This window comes from Georgenia sp. AZ-5, assembly GCF_043952095.1.
Lineage (GTDB): Bacteria > Actinomycetota > Actinomycetes > Actinomycetales > Actinomycetaceae > Georgenia.
Map to the genome: position 1 here is coordinate 3,517,036 of NZ_JBINOU010000001.1, position 20,229 is coordinate 3,537,264.

Genomic DNA, 20,229 nt, shown 5'->3' on the forward strand with positions numbered 1-20,229 from the left:
TCGCGCGGGGCGATACGGTGCGACGCATGAGCATGCCCGGCGCGAGCCGCTACACCGACGACCTGCGCATGGCGCACGTCATCGCCGACCAGGTCGACGGCCAGACGATGGCGCGCTTCGGCGCCCTGGACCTCGTCGTGGACACCAAGCCCGACCTCACCCCCGTCTCCGACGCCGACCGCAGCGCCGAGGAGACGATCCGCGCCCAGCTCGCCCGGGCCCGCTCGCGCGACTCTGTGCTCGGCGAGGAGTTCGGCACCACCGGCCACTCGCCGCGGCAGTGGGTCGTCGACCCGATCGACGGGACGAAGAACTTCGTCCGCGGGGTGCCGGTGTGGGCCACGCTCATCGGGCTCGTGGAGGACGGCGAGGTCGTCGTCGGGGTGGTGTCGGCCCCCGCGCTGAACCGGCGCTGGTGGGCCGCGAAGGGCGCGGGCGCCTGGACCGGCCGGTCGCTGTCCTCGGCCCGGCAGCTCCACGTGTCCAGGGTGGCCGACCTCGCCGACGCGTCGATGAGCTACTCGAGCCTGGGCGGGTGGGCCGACCGGGGCGGGCTGCGGGCCTTCCTCTCCCTGGCCCAGCGGGTCTGGCGCACCCGCGCGTACGGCGATTTCTGGTCCTACATGCTCGTCGCCGAGGGCGCCGTGGACATCGCCTGCGAGCCCGACCTCGAGCTGTACGACATGGCGGCGCTCGTCCCCATCGTCACGGAGGCGGGTGGCCGCTTCACCAGCCTCGACGGCGCGGACGGGCCCTGGGGCGGCAACGCCGTCGTGACGAACTCGTTGCTGCACGAGGCGGTGCTGGCCGAGCTGACCTCCCAGGCGGACTGACCCGCACCGCGACGTCCCGCGTGGGCCCCGCCTCAGCCCGCCTCGTCCGCCTCGGGGGCGGCGGTGCCGAGCACGCGGTAGCGCAGGCGGAGCCTGCCCCCGACGTTCTCGCTGGAGAGCAGCTCCAGCGACGTGGGCCACTCCCCCGCCTGCAGCGGCGGCGCGTCGAAGAGGGCCGGCGTGCCGCGACCGCCGATCAGCGCCGGCAGCACCTCGACGTCGACCTCGTCGACCACGCCCGCGCGCAGCAGGGCCCCGCCCAGCCGGCCGCCGCCCGTGCACACCAGCGTCGACACGCCCAGCCGCTCCTTCAGGAGCCCGAGCGCGGCCGGCAGGTCCACCCGGCGCTCGCCCACCACGACGTAGGGGATGCCACGCTCCCTCAGCCGGGCGAGGTGCCCCGCGGAGGCGGCCCGGCTGGTGAGCACCAGCGCGTGCCAGCCCGCCCAGGCCTCGTCCGGCCACTCCGCGAACCGCAGGTCGACCCGGCCGCGCCCGTCGACGACGACGAACCAGCGCCGGCCCGGCGCCTGAAGCAGGCGCGCCGGCAGGAAGGGCTCGGCCGCCGGCCCCACGACCGCCCCGCCGTCGGTGTCCGCGGCGCTCTCCCGCACGAACGAGCCGCTGCCCTCGAGCAGCGCCTGCGGGTCGTGGGTCCGCAGCACCCACGCGTAGGGGTCACCGATCCCCCGGGTGATCGCCTCCCACCTGGGATCCCCCTCGAGGAGCACCACCCCCGGGGCGGGCGCGAGCCGGCCGTCCACCGAGGCCAGGCTGTAGGTGACCACCCGGGGGCGCCGCACGCCGCCATGCTGCCACCGCGCACCGGGGCCGCGCACCGGCCCCGGCCGCCGCCGACGTGACCCACCACCTGCCGCCACGCCCGGGGGCGTTCCCGGCGATGTCGGTGGCCGCGGCTAGCGTCGTCGGCATGCGGATCCTGCACACCTCGGACTGGCACCTGGGGCGCACCCTGCACGGGGAGGATCTGCACCGCCACCACGAGGCCTTCCTGCTGGAGCACGTGGTCGAGCTCGTGCGCGCCGAGGCGGTCGACGCCGTGGTCGTCGCCGGCGACGTCTACGACCGCGCGGTGCCGCCGGTCGCGTCCGTGGAGCTGCTGTCGGAGGCCCTGGCACGCCTGACGGAGGTCACGCGGGTGGTCCTCACGCCGGGCAACCACGACTCCGCCACCCGGCTGGGGTTCGGTGCCGGGCTCTTCCGGGACAGGCTGGCCGTGCGCTCGCGCGTGGCCGGCGTCGGGACGCCGGTGGAGCTGCCGGACGCCGACGGCGGCACCGGGGCCCTCGTGTACGCCCTGCCCTACCTGGACCCGGACATGGCCCGCGAGGCGCTGGCCGAGCCGGGCGAGGACGGCTCGCCCGTGCCGCCCGCACGGTCGCACGAGGCCGTCACCGCCGCCGCACTGCGCCGGGTGCGGGCGGACCTGGCGGCCCGGCGAGGCGCCGGCGGCACGCGCGTGCCCGCCGTGCTGATGGCGCACGCGTTCGTCACGGGGGGCGCCCCGAGCGAGTCCGAGCGGGACATCCGGGTCGGCGGCGTCGACAGCGTCCCCTCGGGGGTGTTCGGGCCTGCCGACGGGCTCGACTACGTCGCGCTGGGGCACCTGCACGGCCCGCAGCGCGTCGGCCGGGAGGGCGTCGACCCGGTCATGCGGTACGCGGGCTCCCCCCTCGCGTTCTCCTTCTCCGAGCAGCACCACCGCAAGTCGACCGCGCTGGTAGACATCGGCCCCGACGGGGTGTGCGGGGTGGAGCTGGTCGAGGCGCCGGTCCCGCGCCGGCTGGCCGACGTCACCGGCACCCTCGCGGAGCTGCTCAGCCCGGCCTTCGACGACCGTGCCGACGCCTGGCTGCGCGTGACCGTCACCGACGACGTCCGGCCCGAGCAGATGTGGGCGCAGGTCGCGCGCCGCTTCCCGCACGCCCTGGCGGTCCAGCACGTCCCCGCCCGGGTGCGCGAGCGCGTGCAGGCGGCGGCGGTGACCGCCGCGGCGGACCCGCTGGAGGTGGCCACCCAGTTCCTCGAGGCGGTCGGCGGGCGCGCCCCGGAGGAGGCGGAGGCCGCGGTGCTGCGCGAGGCGTACGAGGCGGTCCTGGCGAGCGAGCGGAGTGCGTGATGCGGATCCACCGGCTGACCCTCCAGGCCATCGGCCCGTTCCCGGACCGGCACACCGTGGACTTCGACGCCCTCTCCACGGGCGGCCTGTTCCTGCTCGAGGGCCCGACCGGCTCGGGCAAGTCCACCCTCATCGACGCCGTCGTCTTCGCCCTGTACGGCACGGTCGCCGGCGCCGAGGCGTCGGACGACCGGCTGCACTCCGACCACGCCGCCGCGGACGTCGAGCCCTTCGTGGACCTGACGTTCTCCACCGCCGCCGGGGTGTACCGGGTGTGGCGCTCGCCGAAGTTCCTGCGCCCCAAGAAGCGTGGCGACGGGTTCACCCCGCAGAACGCCCGCGCGAAGCTCTGGCGCCTGGCCGACCCCGGGGACGGGGCCGGGGAGCCGGTCTCCGCCCACGTGCAGGAGGTGGGCGGGGAGCTCTCGCGCATCGTGGTGCTGGACCGTGAGCAGTTCACGCAGACGGTGGTGCTGCCCCAGGGGCAGTTCGCCTCCTTCCTGCGGGCCAGGCCCGAGGACCGGCGGGCCGTCCTCCAGGACGTCTTCGGCACCGAGGTCTACGAGCGGCTGCAGAAGCAGCTCGCGGACACGGCGCGGTCGGCGCGGGCCGACGTCGAGCGCGCCGGCGCGCAGATCGGCTCCGCCACCGCGGCGTTCGTCCGCGCCGCCCGCCTCGAGGAGGCCGCCGCCGTCACCGGCGGTGCCACGGCCACCGGTGAGGCTGGTGCCGCCGCCACCGGCGCGCAGACCGACGCCGTTGCCGCGGCACCTGGCACCCCGGATCACGGGAGCCACACCGGTGAGGCCGGGGTCGGCGTGCCCGCCGTCAGCAGGGCAGCGCTCGTCGCCGCCGCGGAGGAGCTGGACGGCGGCACGCTCACCGAGCACACCGGGGCCGTGCTGGCCGCGGTGGCGGCTGCCGCCGACGCCGCCGCCACGGCCGAGTCGCGGGCGGCCACCGTGGAGGCCGACGCCCGCGCGTCCCTCGACGCCGAGCGCACCCTGGCGCGGGTGGTCGAGCGGCGCGCCACCCTGCTCGCCGAGCAGGAGACGCTGACCGCACGGGCACCCGACGTGGAGGCCGCGGCCGAGCGGCTGGACCTGGCCCGCCGGGCGAGCACCGTCGCGGGCGCCCTGCACGCCCACGCCGAGGCGGCCGAGGCCGCGGCCGGCGCCGACACCACCTGGCGCGCGGCGGTCGCCGCCGCCGGAACCGGCCGCGACGCGGACCTCGTCGCCGGCAGCTCCGGGGGCACCGACGTCGACGCGCTGCGCGCGGCCCACGAGGCCGCCACCGCCGAGCAGGGCGCCCTCGCCGAGCTCGTCCGCCTGGAGGCGGAGCTGCCTCGCCGGGAGGTTGCCGTCTCAGCGACCGCGCGCAGCATCGAGACCGAGGCCGAGGCGCTGGCCGAGCAGGAGGCGCTGCACGCCGCCCGGCCCGGCGGCCGGGCCGCGATCGAGCAGCGACTGGGTGCGGCCCGGGCCGGCGCGGCCGACCTGCCCGCCGCGCGCGCCGACCTCGAGCGGGCGGCGGACGTGCTCCGGGCGGCCACGCAGGCGCGCGTGCGGACCGCCGAGCTCGCCGAGGCCCAGGAGTCGGTCGCCGCCGCGGCTGCCCGGGCCCTGGCGGCGGTCGACGCCGAGCACGCCGTCCGGCGCCGTTGGGTCGAGGGGGTGGCGGGCGAGCTGGCGGCCGGGTTGCAGGCCGGTCACCCGTGCGCGGTGTGCGGTGCCACGGAGCACCCCTCCCCCGCCGTCCCGGCCCCCGACCACGCCAGCGCGGAGGAGGTGGAGGCCGCCGCGTCCGCGCGCGAGCAGGCCTCGGCGGCGGTGGAGCGGGAACGCGCGCGGGCGACGCGGCTGAACGAGCAGCTGGAGGCGCTGCGCGAGGCCGCGCAGGGACTGGACGTCGACGCGGCGCGGGCTGCCCTCGGGGCGGCCGGGGGCCGGGCGGCCGCCGCCGACGACGCAGCCGCGGCCGTGACCGAGCTCGAGGCCGAGCTGGTGCGGTACGAGGAGGAGACCGCCGAGCTCGGGGAGGCGCTCGCGGAGGGCCGGTCGTCCCTGGCCGTGCGCCGCGAGCGGCTGGCGGCGGTGCGCGAGCAGCTCGCCGCCGACCGCGAACGGTGCGCCGCCGGTTGCTGCGGCGAGGAGACGGTGGCGGCCCGCGCGGACGTGCTCGCCGCCCGCGCCGCCACCGCCCACGCGCTGCTGGAGGCACGGCGGGCCCAGCTGGGGGCGGCGGACGACCTGCGGCGGACCACCGTTCGGCTCGCCGAGGCGCTGGCCGAGGCCGGCTTCGCCGACGCCGGCGCCGCCCGGACGGCGTCGCTGCCCGCAGCCACCATGGCGGCCCTCGAGCGGACGGTCCTCGAGCACCGGGCCGCCCTGGCCCGGGTCGCCGCCGGGCTCGCCGAGCCGGCGGTGGCGGCGCTGACGGGCACGGAGGCACCCGACGTCGTCGCCGCGGAGGAGGCGCACCGCCGGGCGCTCGACGCGCTCGGCGCGGCCGGCCGCCGCGCCACCGAGGCGCGGCTGCGCGCGGAGCAGGTGCGCGCCGCGAGGGGCGAGCTGCTCGCCGCCCTCGGGGCGCACGCCGAGCGCACGGCCCGCGCGGCGCCCCTCCTGCGCACGGCCAACCTCGCGACCGCGGGTGACGGCAACCAGACCGCGACGACGCTGGCGACCTACGTGCTGCTGCGCCGCTTCGAGGACGTCGTGGCCGCCGCCAACGACCGCCTGGCGACGATGTCCGACGGCCGGTACGAGCTGGAGCGCATCGACGAGAAGGAGGGCGGGCAGCGCGCCCGCAAGGCGGGCCTCGGACTGTGTGTCCGGGACCACGTCACGGAGACGCCCCGCGACCCGCACACCCTCTCCGGCGGGGAGACCTTCTACGTCTCGCTGTGCCTCGCGCTGGGCCTCGCGGACGTGGTGCGGTCCGAGGCCGGCGGCGTCGAGCTCGGCACCCTGTTCGTCGACGAGGGCTTCGGCTCGCTCGATCCCTCGACGCTCGACGCCGTCATGGCCGAGCTCGGCAGGCTGCGCGACGGCGGGCGGGCGGTCGGCATCGTCTCCCACGTGACGGAGCTCAAGGACCGCATCGCCGAGCGCATCGAGATCCGGCGGCTCCCCACGGGCGCGTCGACGCTGCGGGTCCGCTGCTGACGGAGGGCGGTCACGCCCCGCGGCGAGGCACCCACCGCGCCCGCCGCGGGACGAGGGGCTATGCCCCGGCGGCGAGATAGACGCGGAGCTGCTCCACCACGAACGCGTGGTCCTCACGCTGCGGCAGGCCGGAGACGCCGACCGCCCCCACCATCCCCGTGCCGGTGACGACGACCGGGAAGACGCCGCCGTGCGCGGCGTACTGCCCGACGTCCAGCCGGCTGTCGCGGTCGAAGTCGCGGCCCTCGACGCGGAACTGCTCCCCCACGCCCATCGAGCTGCGCCCGTAGCGCAGGACCACCGCGGTCTTGCGGGCCAGCCAGGAGTCGTTGTCCGCGCTGGAGCCCTCCAGCGCCGTGCGGAACACCTGCTGCCGGCCGAGCACGATGCCGACCACCACGGGCAGGGACCGCTCCCGGGCGGCGGCGCGCATCTGGCTGCCCAGGCGCCAGGCGTCCTCCGGGCCGAAGGCGGGGAACCGCAGCTCCGCCTCCTCGGCGAGGATCTGCTCGTAGAAGGCGCGGGAGTACGTCACGGCGGTCAGTCTAGGGAAGCCGGCGGCCGGAACCGCCCGAAGCCCTGGCCGCGAACCTAGGCGTGCGCGGCCAGCTCGCTGCGCAGCGCGTCGAGCTCGACGACGTCGTACCAGAGCAGGTCCCGCTCGGCAGCCCGCTCGAGGGCCTCCTCGTCCCCCGCGGCGGCCGCCGAGACGTCGTCGGCAGCGGCCGGCTCGTCGACGTGCACGGCGACGACGTCCGACCACTGCACCGGGGCGACGACCTCGACGGCGGAGGGCAGCTGGTCCTCCCCGAGCACCTCCGGCGGCCGCACCGAGGCGTCCGGCACGTCCGCGGCCACCACCACGCGGCGCGGGACGGAGCCGTCGGCGGCGAGGCGCGCCACGGACTCGTCCGCCGCCGCCAGCGTGGCGGACATCTCCAGCCCCTCGTCGTCCTCCTCGGGCAGCGCACCGCGCAGGGCCGGTGTGACGGCGTGGGCCCATCTGGGGCTGAGGGCGCCGCCCGACAGGTCGGCGGCGGTGGCAGGCAGGTAGACACGCATGTCGGCAGTGTCCCACCCGCGGGCCGGCCGTCAGCGGAACCGGGCCAGGACCGCCGGGCGACGGCGTCCCCGACGCGCCTGCGGCACTCCGGCGAGTCGGCTCGCGAGCGCGTGCAGCGCGGCACGCGCCGGTGAGGCGGGCGCGACCCGCGTGAGCGTGCCGCCCTGCAGCACGGCCTTGTCCAGAGCCGGGCGGTCGTCCGGGACGAGGATGGCGTCGGTGACACCGGCGAACCGGGCGAGCGCCTCGACGATGGACCGCTCCGGCCCCGGCCCCGCCGCGGAGGACCGGACGCGGTTGACCACCACCACGCGTTCCGCTCCTGGCCGCACCGACGCGTGCTCCGCGAGGTCGCCGAGCGCCACCACCAGGCGGCGCATGCCCACCGGTTCGCCGGCGCCCACCACGACCACGACGTCGGCGGCGGCGAGCGCGGCTGCGGTGGCCTGGTGCCGCTGCGGCCCGAAGGTGGGATCGAGGCGGCCGTCCACCTCGATCCCGGCGCCGAGGTCCACCACGCTCCACGGGCTGGTCAGGCGCGCCGTCGCCCACAGCGTCTCGAGCGCGGCCCCGGGCAGCTCCCGCCACCGGTCCGCCCGGGTCAGTCCGGTCAGCACCCGCAGGGTCCCGTCCACGGCCGGGCTCAGCCGCGCCAGTGCCGCGGGGTCGAGCCGCCCGTGGGTGGCCTGCCGGGCGGCGACGGCGATCGCGGAGGAGTCGTCGAGCAGGCCCAGCACCTGCGCGACCGAGGGCGCCTCGGTGTCCGCGTCGATGAGCAACGCGTCGCCCCGCAGAGCGGCGAGCTCCGCGGCGAGCGTCACGGCCACGGTGGTCCGGCCCGGCGCTCCCGGCGGACCCCATACCGCCACGAGCTTCCCCTCGGTCGCCTCCGCATCCGCGCGGGCATCGGGTACGTCGTCGCCTCCCGGGTCGGGGGCGCCGGCGTCGTGTCGGGCACCGTGGTCGCGGCCGGACCCGGCCGCAGCGCGGGCCGGGCCCGCCGTGCGCCCGCCGTCGGCGCCGTCCGCGGCGCCGCCCGGGTCGGGGCCCAGGTCGTGCGTCTGCGCCCGTCCGGCGTCGGCCAGGCGGTTCTCGGCGTCCGCCGTTCGAGCGCGACCGTTACCGGCGTCCGCCGCCCCACCGTGCCCGTTCCCCGCGGCCCGTTCCGCCCGGGCGCGGGCGAGCGTGACGACGCGCTCGGCCAGCGCCGCGGTGGGCGCGAGCTCGTCCTCCACCGCGTCCGCGCCGAGGGCCTCGCAGCGCCGCCGGTCGGGCCCCGCAGCGACCAGCACGGTGAGCACGTCGGCCGCCCGGAGCCGGGCCACCACGGTCCGGTCCACGCCCGGGAAGGCGGCGGACAGCACGGCGAGCGTCCCCAGCCCCGCGGCGGCCGCCGCCAGCACCTCTGGCACGTCGGCGCAGCGGCGCACCACGCGCAGCCCCGTCCCGGGCGCGTCCAGGGCCTGCACGAGCTCGCCCTCGGCCGGGCCCGAGAGAGCCACCAGGACGCCGGTGCTCACCCCTGCCCCTCGGCAGGAGCGCCGGCTCCGGGCGCCCCGAAGGTGGGCACGACCACCAGCTCGCCGTCGCTCGACAGGGCCCCGAGCACCTCGGGCAGGTCGAGGCGGGGCACGAGCAGCTCGACCGACACCCCGGTCCCGCCGGTGAAGACCGAGGTGTCCTCGAGCACCTCCGCGACCACCAGGTCGGCCGCCAGGAGCACCGGCTCGGGGTCCTCCCCGTCCGCGGGCGTGGCGGCGGAGGGCGGCGGCGGGGTCAGCCACAGGTCCACCACCGTGCCGGGCCCGAGGTCGGCGGGCACGGACAGCCCCAGTGGGATCACCACTGGGCGCAGGTCGACCGCCTCGGTCGAGCCGACGGCCGACCGCGGGACCAGCTCCCCGGCGGCGACCGGCCGGACCGCCACGGCACGGGCGGGCACCCCGTCCGCCACGCGGAGGTAGTGCGCCTCGGGCGCGCCGAGGCGGACCTCCTGCACGACCAGCGAGCCGGTGTCGATGGGGTCGCCCGGGGTGAGGTCCTCCGCGGCCGCGTACACCGGGGTGGTGGCGGCGGCGTCCCGCACCGCCCAGGTGCCCAGCGCCACCGACCCGCGACGAGCAGCACGCCGACGCCGAGCCGCGGGTCCCGCCAGGTCGGCCGCCGCAGGCGCCGGGCCGGACGGACCTCCTCAGCGCTCATCTCGCCTCCTCGGTGGGTGACCCATGATGCCCGCGTGCGCCCTGCGGGGCCGCTCGCCATCCACAGCCACCCGTCGATGACGGCCGATGCCCGGTGGCGGTGGGAGCATGTGGGCGGTATCGGTTCGTGGTGGAAGGATGTGGACATGGCGCAGCGGTTCCTGACGCTGGCGGACGTGGCCGAGGAGCTCGCGGTCTCCGTCGCCCAGGTCCGCGTGCTCGTCCGCACCGGCGAGCTCGCAGCGATCCAGGTCGGCGGGCGCAACCAGTGGCGCGTCGAGGCGAGCGCGCTCGAGGACTACATCCAGCGTCAGTACGCCCGCACCCGCGCCCGGATCGAGGCCGAGCACGGCTCCTGAGTCCCTCATGCCGTGCTCACCGACTCCAGCGCGGCGAGCGCCACGGTGACCACGCCGTTCCCGGCGCCGTCGACGCGGAGGTCGACGTGGTCCGACGCGACCCGGGTGAGCCAGCCGGAGTAGCTGCCGGCGGGGCACGTGAGGCGGACCAGGGCGCTCTCGCGGGAGAGTGCGCGGAGCACGTGCGTGATGCGCAGCCGCTGCTCGACGAGCCCTGCCTCCGGTGCCGAGGGACCGAGCGGCCACGCCAGCGCGACCGCGGCGACGGGGACCAGCGTCCGGCGTTCGCCGTCGGCCAGCAGCAACCACTGCGGGGCCGCGTCGAGCAGCTCGCCGCCGACCGTGGCGCCCGACCGCAGCCGTAGCGTGAGCCGGCTGCCTCGCGCGGCGCGCAGCCGGTCGGCCAGCCGCGTGGCACCGATCTCCGCCTCCGCCAGCTCTGCGACCTCGTCGTCGTCGGCGGTGCGAACCGCTGCCTCGTACTGGCTCTCCAGGTCCTCGAAGAGGACTTCCCAGCGCATGGACGCACGGTAGGCCACCCCTCGCGTCGCCGGACGTGGATTGGCCGTTTCATCGGTTGTCCACCGGCGCACGCCGGCTGTTTACAGCACGACAGCGTCGGAGTACACCTATCACCATCCCGCTGTATCAAACGGCATCAAACTGCACTGGTTGGCACGAGGAGACGGCGGGAGCGGGCGGGCCGTCGGTGCGGGCATCTGGCGCGTGACCGGACGGGAAGCGGCTCGGGCGTGGGGGTGAACGAGATGGACAGACCGTCGGCGCGGGCAAGCCGGACGGCGACCCGGGAGGCGGCACCGCGGGCGCCCCGTGCTGCCCGGCGTTCCGGCCTCCTCACCGCACCAGCGACGCTTCTCGCGGGGACCGCGGTCGCGCTCCTCCTCGCCCGGCGCGCGTGGGAGTCGGTGGCCGGCCTCCGGCACGCGGCCGCGACCCCCGGCGCACTCGCGCCCACGCATCTCGACGACCTCGTCGCCACGGGCGTCCTGACCCTCGGCGCGGGCCTCGCGGCCTGGTACGCCCTGACGGCCGCCGTGATCCTCGGTCTTCGCGTGTGCCGGGGCGACGCCGGGCCCCTCGTCTCCGCTGCCGTGCGGCGGTGGGGCGCTCCGGGGCTGCGCCGGGCCGTGCTGGGTTCGGCCGCGGCTGGCGTCAGCATCGCCCTGGCGATGGCCCCGGCGGCGGCGGCCCCGCCCTCGGCCGACGCCCCGACCGCGACGGCACCGCCGGAGGTCTGGGGGACCGAGACGGGCGGGGTCGCCGACCTGGGATGGGGCGCCCCCGTGGACCCCGGCGAGCCGGGTTCCCCGGAGTCAGCGGGGCCACCGGCGCCGCCGCCGGCACCCGCCGAGGGCGCGCCGCACCCCGTCCCGCCACTCGGCACGGCAACGGCGGAAGCGCCGACCCGTCACCCGGCGCCGGAGCCTGTCCCCAGGCACGCCGGGACGCCGACGAAGAAGGCCCCGCTGCCAGCTCCCCTGGCGGCGAGTCCCGAGCCGGCTCCCCTGGCGGCGAGTCCCGAGCCGACTCCCCTGGCGGCGAGTCCGGAGCCGGCACCGCCCGGCGCCCCCGCCTCGAGCAGCACGCACACCGTGACCGCGGGCGAGTCGCTGTGGTCGATCGCCGCCCTGCACCTGGGGGCGCGGGCGAGCGAGGAGCAGATTGCCGCCGCCTGGCCGCGTTGGTACGCGGCCAACGAGGACGTCGTCGGGCCCGACCCCGATCTCATCCGCCCCGGCCAGCGGCTGCTGGCCCCTACCGAGGAGGCCCCATGAGCACGATCACCCTCTCGCGCCCTGCCCTCGCGGGTCAGCCCGGCCCAGGCGCCCGGTCCCCCGCGCACGGGCTCGCGGCGACGGACGTGCCACGCACCTCCGTGGCCCGGCCGTGGGACAGGGTGAGGTTCGCCGGGCCCGCCCAGCCACGGGAGGCCCAGCCGCCGGAGCCTCCCGCCGAGGGCGCGGCGCTCCCCGATGCCGCGCGGTGGTCCGGCGCGCTCGTGCGCTCCGCGGTGGAGGCGCTGCTCGGCGTCCGCCCGGCGGCGCAGCTGGCGCGGTGGCTCTCCGCGGAGCTGTACGAGTCGCTCGCCCGGCGGGCCGCCCTCGGTTACCGGGTGCACGGGCGTCCGACGGCGGCGCGCCGGGCCACGGTGCTCCGCGTGCACGCGTGCGACATCGGTCCTGGCGTGGTGGAGGCGTCCGTCGTCGTCCACGACGGGCGGCGCGTGCGGGCCGCGGCGGTGCGCCTGGAGGCCCACCGTGGCCGGTGGCGCGCCACGGCGCTGGAGATCGGCTAGGCGCGGCGGCCGCCGGCCGTGGCCGGGCAGGACGACGGCCGCGCTCCGGGGAGCGCGGCCGTCGTTGGTCGGCGCGCGGCGGGGGGAGCCGGCGCCGACCGGTCGGGGGCGGCGGCTACAGGCCGCCGAACATCTGGTCGAAGGTGGGGACGTCCTGGTAGAGGTCGGCCGGGCCGGCGTTCTGGCGGGCGGCGACCATCTCGGCCAGCTCGCGGCCGGCGCGGCGGATGCGGGCCGGCAGCGGGTTGACCGTGTCGCCCTCGCCGGCCCAGTCGTCGGTGGCGGCGAACACCGAGGTGGTCGCCACGTCCGCGCGCAGGTAGGTGAACAGCGGCCGCACGGAGTACTCCAGCGCCAGGGAGTGCCGGGGCGTGCCGCCGGTCGCGCCGAGCAGCACCGGCATGCCGGTCAGGGCGTCCTTGTCGAGGATGTCGACGAAGGACTTGAACAGCCCCGAGTAGGTGGTGGTGAACAGCGGGGTCACCAGGACCAGCCCGTCGGCGCCGGTGACCTGCTCGAGCACGCCCGCGAGCTCGCCGGTGGGGAACCCGGTGAGCATGGCGTTGACGATCTCGTGGGCCACGCCCCGCAGCTCGACGGTCTCCACGGTCGCGGTCACCCCGCGCGCGGCCAGCTCGGTCACGGTCGCCTCGGACAGCCGGTCGGCCAGCAGCCGGGTCGACGAGGGCTGACCCAGCCCGGCCGAGACGGCGACGATGGTGCGCTCGCTCATGCTTCTCCTCGTTCCTCAGATGATCGTCAGGGGTGCTCAGAGCCCGAAGGCTGCGCCGGCCTTGGCCGCGGCGGCCGCATCGTGCTCGGCGGTCTTGCCCGTCCACTTGTCCTCGCCCGCGACGTGACCGCCGGCGATCTTGCCCGCCGCGCGGGCCTTGGCCACGCGCTCGGCGTGGCTGGGCGGGTCGGACGGGACGTGCGCCGGGCGCTTGGCCTCGTTCTCCTGGCGCAGCGCCGGGACGATCTCCTCGGCCAGGATGTCGATCTGCTCGAGCACCGTCTTCAGCGGCAGCCCGGCGTGGTCGATGAGGAACAGCTGGCGCTGGTAGTCCCCGACGTGCTCGCGCATCGCGGCGTAGCGGTCGATGACCTCCTGCGGCGAGCCCACCGTCAGCGGGGTCTCGGCGGTGAACTCCTCCATCGACGGGCCGTGGCCGTAGACCGGGGCGTTGTCGAAGTACGGGCGGAACTCGGCCTTGGCGTCCTGGGAGTTCTTCCGGGCGAAGAACTGACCCCCCAGGCCCACGATCGCGGTGTCCGCCGTGCCGTGGCCGTAGTGCTCGAAGCGCTGGCGGTAGTACTGCACCATCCGCTTGGTGTGGCTCATCGGCCAGAAGATGTTGTTGTGGAAGAACCCGTCGCCGTAGTACGCGGCCTGCTCGGCGATCTCCGGCGAGCGGATCGAGCCGTGCCACACGAACGGCGCCACCCCGTCCAGCGGGCGGGGGGTGGCGGTGAAGCCCTGCAGCGGGGTGCGGAACTTCCCCTGCCAGTCCACCACCTCCTCCTCCCACAGCCGGCGCAGCAGCGCATAGTTCTCGATCGCGAGGTTGATGCCCTGGCGGATGTCCTTGCCGAACCACGGGTAGACCGGGCCGGTGTTGCCCCGGCCCATCATCAGGTCCATCCGCCCCTCGGAGATCACCTGGAGCATCGCGTAGTCCTCGGCGATCTTCACCGGGTCGTTCGTGGTGATCAGCGTCGTGGCCGTCGACAGCACGATGTTCCGCGTCGTCCCGACCAGGTACCCCAGCATCGTCGTCGGGGACGACGCCACGAACGGCGGGTTGTGGTGCTCCCCGGTGGCGAAGACGTCCAGCCCCGCCTGGTCGGCGTGCTGGGCGATCTTCAGGATCGCCCGCACCCGCTCGGTGTCGTCGGGCGTGGCGCCCGTGGTCGGGTCGGTCGTGACGTCACTGACCGTGAAGATGCCGAACTGCATGAGGACCCCTCGAGATTCGATGCATTTGCATGTACATCCGGCCCAACGAGCGCAGGACCGAGTGTATTCCCGGGTGACCGGCCGGGCTTGGGGCGCGGAGGCGCGCAGGCGGACGGCAGCACAGACGGCCGCGGGGCCCGCCCCCGAAGGGAGCGGGCCCCGCCGCGTCGTCGCGCCTCAGCCGCGCTTGCGCGCCGCCCTTGCCGCCGCGCGGCGCTGCTCCCGGTTGACGCCCGCCCCGGTCGGCTGGCCGTCGGGTCCGGCCGTCTGCACCTCGGGCTCGGCGTCGCCGGCCACACCGGTGGGCACCGTGCCGTCCAGCGCGGAGGCCGAGTAGCTCAGCCTCGTGGGCCGCTGCGGCTCCTCGAGGCCGAGGATGTCCGGCGCCGCCGCGGGAGCCGACGCGGCGTCCTTCGCCTGCGCCGGCTTGCCGAGGCCGGCGGGGGCGTTGATCGCCGCCGAGGCCGCCGAGGCGCCTGTGACCAGGTCCGCCGGGGCGGCGACGGCCGGGGCCTCCTGCCGCTTGACCTCGATGTTGAACAGGTACCGGACCGACTCCTCCTTGATGGCCTCGTTCATGGCCTGGAAGAGCTGGTAGCCCTCGCGCTGGTACTCCACGAGGGGGTCGCGCTGCGCCATGGCACGCAACCCGATGCCCTCCTTGAGGTAGTCCATCTCGTACAGGTGCTCGCGCCACTTGCGGTCGAGCACGGAGAGCACCACGCGCCGCTCGAGCTGGCGCATGACGTCCTCTGTGAGCTCCTCCTCGCGGGCCTCGTACGCGAGGTGGACGTCGGACTGGAGCTCCTCGATCAGCATCTCGGGCGTCACCCGGGTGGCGTTGCCGGCCTCCTCGATGACGTCCTCCGGCGTGATGGACACCGGGTACGTGGTCCTCAGCTCCGTCCACAGGGCCTCGAGGTCCCAGGTCTCCGGCGCGCCCTCGGCGGTGAACTCGCCGACCAGGTTGGCCACGAGGTCGTCGAGGAAGCCCTGGATCTGGTCCTGGAGGTCCTCGCCCTCGAGCACGCGGCGCCGCTCGGCGTAGACGACCTCGCGCTGGCGGGACAGGACGTCGTCGTACTTCAGGACGTTCTTGCGGATCTCGAAGTTGCGGGCCTCGATCTGCGCCTGAGCGCTGGCGATGCCGCGGGAGACGAACTTGTGCTCCAGCGGCATGTCGTCGGGGTAGGACGCGCCGTCCATGACCCGCATCGCCAGGCCGGAGTTGAACAGCCGCATCAGGTCGTCCTCGAGGGAGAGGTAGAACCGCGACTCCCCCGGGTCGCCCTGACGGCCGGACCGGCCGCGCAGCTGGTTGTCGATGCGCCGGGACTCGTGCCGCTCGGTGCCGAGCACGTACAGCCCGCCCAGCTCCACGACCTCGTCGTGCTCGGCCTTCACGGCCTTCTTCGCCGCCTCGAGCGCGGCGGGCCACGCCGCCTCGTACTCCTCCGGGGTCTCGGTCGGGTCGAGCCCCTTCTGCCTGAGCGTCTGGACGGCGATGAACTCCGCGTTGCCGCCCAGCATGATGTCGGTGCCGCGGCCGGCCATGTTGGTGGCCACGGTGACGGCGCCCTTGCGCCCGGCCATGGCGACGACGGCGGCCTCGCGCTCGTGCTGCTTCGCGTTGAGGACCTCGTGACGGACGCCCTGCTTCTTCAGCAGCGCCGAGAGCGCCTCGGACTTCTCGACGCTGGTGGTACCCACCAGGACGGGCTGGCCCTTCTCGTGCCGCTCGGCGATGTCGTCGACGATGGCGGCGTACTTCTGCTTCACGCCCTTGTAGACGAGGTCCGACTGGTCCTTGCGGACCATCGGCTTGTTCGTGGGGATGGGCACGACGCCGATCTTGTACGTGCTGGAGAACTCCGCCGCCTCGGTCTCGGCGGTACCGGTCATGCCGGAGAGCTTGTCGTAGAGCCGGAAGTAGTTCTGCAGGGTGATCGTGGCCAGGGTCTGGTTCTCGGCCTTGATGACCACCCCCTCCTTGGCCTCGATCGCCTGGTGCATGCCCTCGTTGTAGCGGCGCCCGGCGAGGATGCGGCCGGTGTGCTCGTCGACGATGAGGACCTCGCCGCTCTTGACGATGTAGTCCTTGTCCCGCGCGAACAGCTCCTTGGCCTTGATGGCGTTGTTGAGGAAGCCGATCAGCGGGGTGTTGAGGGACTCGTAGAGGTTCTCGATGCCGAGGTAGTCCTCGACCTTCTCGATGCCGGGCTCCAGCACGCCGACGGTGCGCTTCTTCTCGTCGACCTCGTAGTCGACCTCCCGCTCGAGCCGCTTGGCGATGCGCGCGAACTCCGCGTACCACTTGTTCACGTCGCCCTGGGCGGGGCCGGAGATGATCAGCGGCGTGCGGGCCTCGTCGATGAGGATGGAGTCGACCTCGTCGACGACGGCGAAGTTGTGGCCGCGCTGCACGAGCTCGGCCATGGACCAGGCCATGTTGTCGCGCAGGTAGTCGAAGCCGAACTCGTTGTTGGTGCCATAGGTGATGTCGGCCGCGTACTGCTTGCGGCGCTCGTCGGGGCGCTGCCCGGACAGGATGGTCCCGGTGCTCATGCCCAGGAAGCGGTGGACGCGGCCCATCAGCTCGCTCTGATAGCCGGCGAGGTAGTCGTTCACGGTGACGACGTGCACGCCCTTGCCGGTCAGCGCGTTGAGGTAGCTCGGCAGGGTGGCCACCAGGGTCTTGCCCTCACCGGTCTTCATCTCGGCGATGTTGCCCAGGTGCAGGGCGGCGCCGCCCATGACCTGCACGCGGTAGTGCCGCTGGCCGAGCGTCCGGGTGGCCGCCTCGCGGACCGTGGCGAAGGCCTCGGGGAGCAGGTCGTCGAGGCTCTCGCCGTCGGCGAGCCGGGCCTTGAACCGGTCGGTTTCCTCGCGGAGCTCGGCGTCGGACATGGACGTGAACTCGTCCTCCAGCGCGTCCACCTGGTCCGCCAGGGCGGTCAGCCGCTTGAGGACGCGGCCCTCGCCGGCTCGGAGGATCTTGTCGAGGATCTTCGGCACGCGCCAGCTCCTGGTCGTCTTCACGTGCACCGCGGCGCAGCCCGCCCGGTGCGGGGCGCCCCGGCTGGGCGCACCCTCCCCCATCGTAGGCCCGGCCGCACCCGACCCGCTGCCACCGTGTGCGCAAGACCACGGGCGCACCTCCTGGCGGCCGGGCGCTGCCGGGACCTGCCTGGTCAGCCGCGCCCGACGGCGGACGCGAGGTCGGCGCGCATGTCTCCCACGGCGTCGTCGTCCACGGCGACGGCGGCCATCCCGAGCCAGTCCGCCATCTCGCCCAGCTCGGCGGCGAGCTCCTCCGCGACGGCGCCGCGGGCCGGCCACGAGCCCGGCGCGAGTCCGGGGACGGCGTCGGCCGGCTCGGCGTGGGCGGCGCGCACGCGCAGCGCGCCCGCCTGGCGGTCGGCCTTGAGGTCGATCCGGGCCACGAGGTGCTCGCCCAGCAGGAACGGCATCACGTAGTACCCGTGCGTCCGCCTCGCGGCCGGGGTGTAGATGCCGATCCGGAAGTGCATGCCCCACAGGTCGAGCACCCGCCGGCGCTCGAACACGAGCGGGTCGAAGGGGGCGAGCAGGGCCCGCGCGGCGGTGCGCCGGGGCACCCGCGCGCCGGTGTGCAGGTAGGCGGGGCGGCGCCAGCCGCGGACCGTCACCGGCTCGAGCGTGCCCGTCTGCACGAGCTCGGCGACCGCGGCCGCGGTGGCCTGCGCGGGCAGCCGGAAGTAGTCGGCCAGGCAGCGCACCGTGGCCACCCCGTGCGCCCGGGCGGCGATGGCCACGAGCTCACGCACCGCGTCGGACTCCGGCGGCGCGGGCGCGGCGAGCACGGCGGGCGGCAGGACGCGCTCGGTCAGGTCGTACGCACGCTCGAACTGCGGGGTGCGCCGGGCAGCGGCGATCTCGCCGATGTTGAACAGGTGCTCGAGGGCGTGCTTGGCGGGCGTCCAGTTCCAGCCCCAGTGCTCCTTGGGTCCGCGGCGATGCCCGAGGGCGGCGTGCACCTCGCTCGCCGTCACCGGACCGGCGTCCGCGACGAGGTCCCGCACCGCCGCCACCAGGCCGGGATGGTGGGCGAGCTCGCGCCCCCAGTGGTCGCGCCGCCGGTACTGCTCCATGCGCCAGCGCAGCAGCTGGTACGTGCGCGGCGGGATGTAGGACGCCTCGTGCGCCCAGAACTCCACCAGGCGGCGCGGGCGGTGCCCGCTGGCCCGGTCGACGAGTGCGACGTCGTACGCGCCGAGGCGCGAGTACAGCGGCAGCAGGTGCGCCCGCGCGACGACGTTGACGGAGTCGATCTGCAGGAGGCCGATCCGATCGACGACCCGCTGAAGGTGCCCCATGACCGGCACGCGGGGCCGGGCGCGGTCCAGGCCCTGCGCCGCGACGGCGATGCGCCGGGCCTGGGCGACCGTCAGTGCGCGCCCCGGCGATGGCCCGGCCGACCGCGGCGCGGGTCGCGGCGAAGACCGCGGCGCGGGTCGCGGCGAAGTGGAGGTCACGGGGTCATGGTGCCCTGTGGCACCGACACCGCGGCGCAGGTGACGGCTCGCGGCACAGCTGACGGCTCGCGGCGCAGGTGACGTCTCACGGCGGGAGGGTCAGACGACGGCCGCGCGGAGGTCGGTCACGAGGGCCTCGAAGGCCGCGTCGAACTCGGGCCTGCCACGCAGGCGCACCACGGCGGAAGGGTGGGTGGTGAGGACGACGCGCAGGTCGCCGTCGGGCCCCGGCCGGCTCAGGTGCCGGCCGCGCTCGGCGGTCACCTTCACCTCCCGGCCCAGCACCGCCCGGCCCGCCGTCGCCCCCAGGCAGACGACGACGCCCGGCGCCACCGCGGCCAGCTCGGCCTCCAGCCACGGCAGGCACGCCTCGATGTGGGCGACGCCGGGGGTCTTGTGGATGCGCCGCTTGCCGCGCTCGACGAACCGGAAGTGCTTGATCGCGTTGGTGGTGTACACCCGCCCGCGGTCGATCCCGGCCGCCTCCAGCGCCTCGTCGAGCACCTTGCCCGCCGGGCCGACGAAGGGCAGCCCCTCGCGGTCCTCGCGGTCCCCCGGCTGCTCGCCGACGAGCATCACCCGCGCCCGCTCGTCCCCGGTGGAGAAGACGACCTGGGTGGCCCCGGCCCACAGCTCGCACCCCCGGCAGCCGGGTGCGGCCGCGCGCAGGCTCTCGACGTCGGCGTCGGGCGGGACCCACTGCTGCGCGCCGGCACGCTCCTCGCCGGCCCGGCCGGCCCGGCCCGTCCCGCTGGTCATCTCATCGCCCCGCCCTACACCGCCACGCCGGAGGGCTGCGCTCCGACGTCCGGCAGCCGCGCGGCCAGGGCCATGGCGTCGACGGGCGCGCGGACCTTGACGTCGTTGTCGAAGTAGACGTAGACGTCGCGGCCGTCCCCGTGCCAGCGGCGGATCTTCTCTGCCCACGCGTCGAGCGCGGCCGCGGAGTACCCACTGACGTACAGCTCGACGTCCCCGTGCAGCCGCACGTAGACGAAGTCGGCCGTCACGTCCTCGAGCATCGGCCACTTCCCGGCGGTGTCGGCCACCACCATGCCGACGCCGTGCTCGCGCAGCAGCGCGGCGAACGCCGGGTCGAGGTAGCTGACGTGGCGCACCTCCATGGCGTGGCGCAGCGGCCGGTCCGCGTCGGTGGTGGTCCAGGTGTCGTCGTCCTTCAGGCGTCCGTCGTGCTTCGTCGCCAGCCGGGCTGCCTCGGTGGTGGTGCGCGGCAGCTGGCGCAGGAAGGCGTCGATCCGGGCCGCGTCGAAGGGCAGCTGCGGCGGCAGCTGCCACAGAATCGGGCCGAGCTTGTCCTCGAGGGCCAGCGGGCCGGAGGCGAAGAAGTTCGCCAGGGGCGTGCCGACGTCGACGAGCTTCTTCAGGTGCGTGATGAACCGCCCGCCCTTGACGGCGAAGACGAAATCGGGCGGGGTCTGGCCGTACCAGGCCCGGTACCGGGCGGGACGCTGCAACGAGTAGAAGGAGCCGTTGATCTCCACGGAGGCCATCCGGGCGGCGACGAACTCCAGCTCGCGCCGCTGCGGCAGCCCGCGTGGGTAGAACGAGCCGCGCCACGGCGCGTACCGCCACCCGGAGATCCCGACACGGACGCACGCCATGTCCGGCACTGTAGGCGCGGAGCGCTCCGACGGCGCGGCATAACGGCGACGGA

General features: G+C 75.7%; 18 protein-coding genes. 6 read left to right on the forward strand and 12 right to left on the reverse strand.

Annotated features, from left to right (window positions below; all coding sequences use genetic code 11):
* The first annotated feature begins 26 nt into the window (after positions 1-26).
* A complete protein-coding gene (gene hisN / locus ACF0H8_RS16425; RefSeq protein WP_395289955.1) occupies positions 27-833 on the forward strand; it encodes a histidinol-phosphatase in 807 nt (268 codons plus the stop codon).
* A 32-nt stretch (positions 834-865) separates the two neighbouring features.
* Here the strand turns inward: hisN and ACF0H8_RS16430 are convergent, their stop codons facing one another.
* Positions 866-1,636 (reverse strand): dihydrofolate reductase family protein, encoded by a 771-nt coding sequence (locus ACF0H8_RS16430; protein ID WP_395289956.1) that lies wholly within the window; start codon positions 1,634-1,636, stop codon positions 866-868.
* A gap of 128 nt (positions 1,637-1,764) precedes the next feature.
* Between ACF0H8_RS16430 and ACF0H8_RS16435 the strand changes: the two genes are divergently transcribed.
* Positions 1,765-2,973: an exonuclease SbcCD subunit D gene (locus ACF0H8_RS16435; RefSeq protein ID WP_395289957.1), complete on the forward strand. Its 1,209-nt coding sequence runs from the start codon at positions 1,765-1,767 to the stop codon at positions 2,971-2,973.
* The gene (locus ACF0H8_RS16440) at positions 2,973-6,143 is read left to right on the forward strand and encodes an AAA family ATPase (protein ID WP_395289958.1); all 3,171 of its coding nucleotides are present in this window, start codon (positions 2,973-2,975) and stop codon (positions 6,141-6,143) included. The genes ACF0H8_RS16435 and ACF0H8_RS16440 overlap by 1 nt, the downstream gene beginning before the upstream one ends.
* A gap of 58 nt (positions 6,144-6,201) precedes the next feature.
* Here the strand turns inward: ACF0H8_RS16440 and ACF0H8_RS16445 are convergent, their stop codons facing one another.
* From ACF0H8_RS16445 to ACF0H8_RS16460, 4 genes are read right to left on the reverse strand one after another with little or no spacing between them, the layout of a single operon-like run.
* Positions 6,202-6,678, reverse strand: a complete 477-nt coding sequence (locus tag ACF0H8_RS16445) for a heme-degrading domain-containing protein (protein WP_395289959.1) — start codon at positions 6,676-6,678, stop codon at positions 6,202-6,204.
* Positions 6,679-6,734: 56 nt separating this feature from the next.
* Entirely contained in the window at positions 6,735-7,205 is a 471-nt protein-coding gene (locus ACF0H8_RS16450; RefSeq protein ID WP_395289960.1) for a DUF6912 family protein, read from the reverse strand.
* A gap of 30 nt (positions 7,206-7,235) precedes the next feature.
* Complete coding sequence (locus tag ACF0H8_RS16455) at positions 7,236-8,726, reverse strand: CpaE family protein (RefSeq protein WP_395289961.1); 1,491 nt, start codon at positions 8,724-8,726, stop codon at positions 7,236-7,238.
* Entirely contained in the window at positions 8,723-9,313 is a 591-nt protein-coding gene (locus ACF0H8_RS16460) for a hypothetical protein (protein WP_395289962.1), read from the reverse strand. Before ACF0H8_RS16460 ends, ACF0H8_RS16455 begins: the two co-directional genes overlap by 4 nt.
* Positions 9,314-9,553: 240 nt before the next feature.
* On the opposite strand from ACF0H8_RS16460, the gene ACF0H8_RS16465 reads away from it, so the two are divergent.
* Entirely contained in the window at positions 9,554-9,766 is a 213-nt protein-coding gene (locus ACF0H8_RS16465; protein ID WP_395289963.1) for a helix-turn-helix domain-containing protein, read from the forward strand.
* A 5-nt stretch (positions 9,767-9,771) separates the two neighbouring features.
* Here ACF0H8_RS16465 and ACF0H8_RS16470 read toward each other — a convergent pair whose 3' ends face one another.
* Positions 9,772-10,287 carry a hypothetical protein gene (locus ACF0H8_RS16470; protein WP_395289964.1) on the reverse strand — a complete coding sequence of 172 codons (516 nt, stop codon included), beginning with the start codon at positions 10,285-10,287 and terminating at the stop codon, positions 9,772-9,774.
* A gap of 246 nt (positions 10,288-10,533) precedes the next feature.
* Between ACF0H8_RS16470 and ACF0H8_RS16475 the strand changes: the two genes are divergently transcribed.
* Together ACF0H8_RS16475 and ACF0H8_RS16480 are read left to right on the forward strand one after the other, a co-directional pair.
* On the forward strand, positions 10,534-11,562 hold the full coding sequence (locus tag ACF0H8_RS16475) for a LysM peptidoglycan-binding domain-containing protein (protein ID WP_395289965.1): 1,029 nt from the start codon (positions 10,534-10,536) through the stop codon (positions 11,560-11,562).
* Positions 11,559-12,083 (forward strand): Rv3235 family protein, encoded by a 525-nt coding sequence (locus tag ACF0H8_RS16480; protein ID WP_395289966.1) that lies wholly within the window; start codon positions 11,559-11,561, stop codon positions 12,081-12,083. The genes ACF0H8_RS16475 and ACF0H8_RS16480 overlap by 4 nt, the downstream gene beginning before the upstream one ends.
* A 115-nt stretch (positions 12,084-12,198) precedes the next feature.
* Here ACF0H8_RS16480 and ACF0H8_RS16485 read toward each other — a convergent pair whose 3' ends face one another.
* From ACF0H8_RS16485 to ACF0H8_RS16510, 6 genes are all read right to left on the reverse strand, one after another.
* Positions 12,199-12,816, reverse strand: coding sequence for an FMN reductase (locus ACF0H8_RS16485; protein WP_395289967.1), 618 nt, complete (start codon positions 12,814-12,816; stop codon positions 12,199-12,201).
* A gap of 36 nt (positions 12,817-12,852) precedes the next feature.
* Positions 12,853-14,040, reverse strand: coding sequence for an LLM class flavin-dependent oxidoreductase (locus ACF0H8_RS16490; protein ID WP_395289968.1), 1,188 nt, complete (start codon positions 14,038-14,040; stop codon positions 12,853-12,855).
* Between the two features lie 177 nt (positions 14,041-14,217).
* Complete coding sequence (gene secA / locus ACF0H8_RS16495) at positions 14,218-17,055, reverse strand: preprotein translocase subunit SecA (protein WP_395289969.1); 2,838 nt, start codon at positions 17,053-17,055, stop codon at positions 14,218-14,220.
* Positions 17,056-17,231: 176 nt separating this feature from the next.
* Positions 17,232-18,554, reverse strand: coding sequence for a winged helix-turn-helix domain-containing protein (locus ACF0H8_RS16500; protein ID WP_395289970.1), 1,323 nt, complete (start codon positions 18,552-18,554; stop codon positions 17,232-17,234).
* Between the two features lie 99 nt (positions 18,555-18,653).
* Positions 18,654-19,313, reverse strand: a complete 660-nt coding sequence (locus ACF0H8_RS16505) for a UdgX family uracil-DNA binding protein (protein ID WP_395289971.1) — start codon at positions 19,311-19,313, stop codon at positions 18,654-18,656.
* A 14-nt stretch (positions 19,314-19,327) separates the two neighbouring features.
* Positions 19,328-20,176 carry a DUF72 domain-containing protein gene (locus ACF0H8_RS16510; protein ID WP_395289972.1) on the reverse strand — a complete coding sequence of 283 codons (849 nt, stop codon included), beginning with the start codon at positions 20,174-20,176 and terminating at the stop codon, positions 19,328-19,330.
* Between the last annotated feature and the right edge of the window lie 53 nt (positions 20,177-20,229).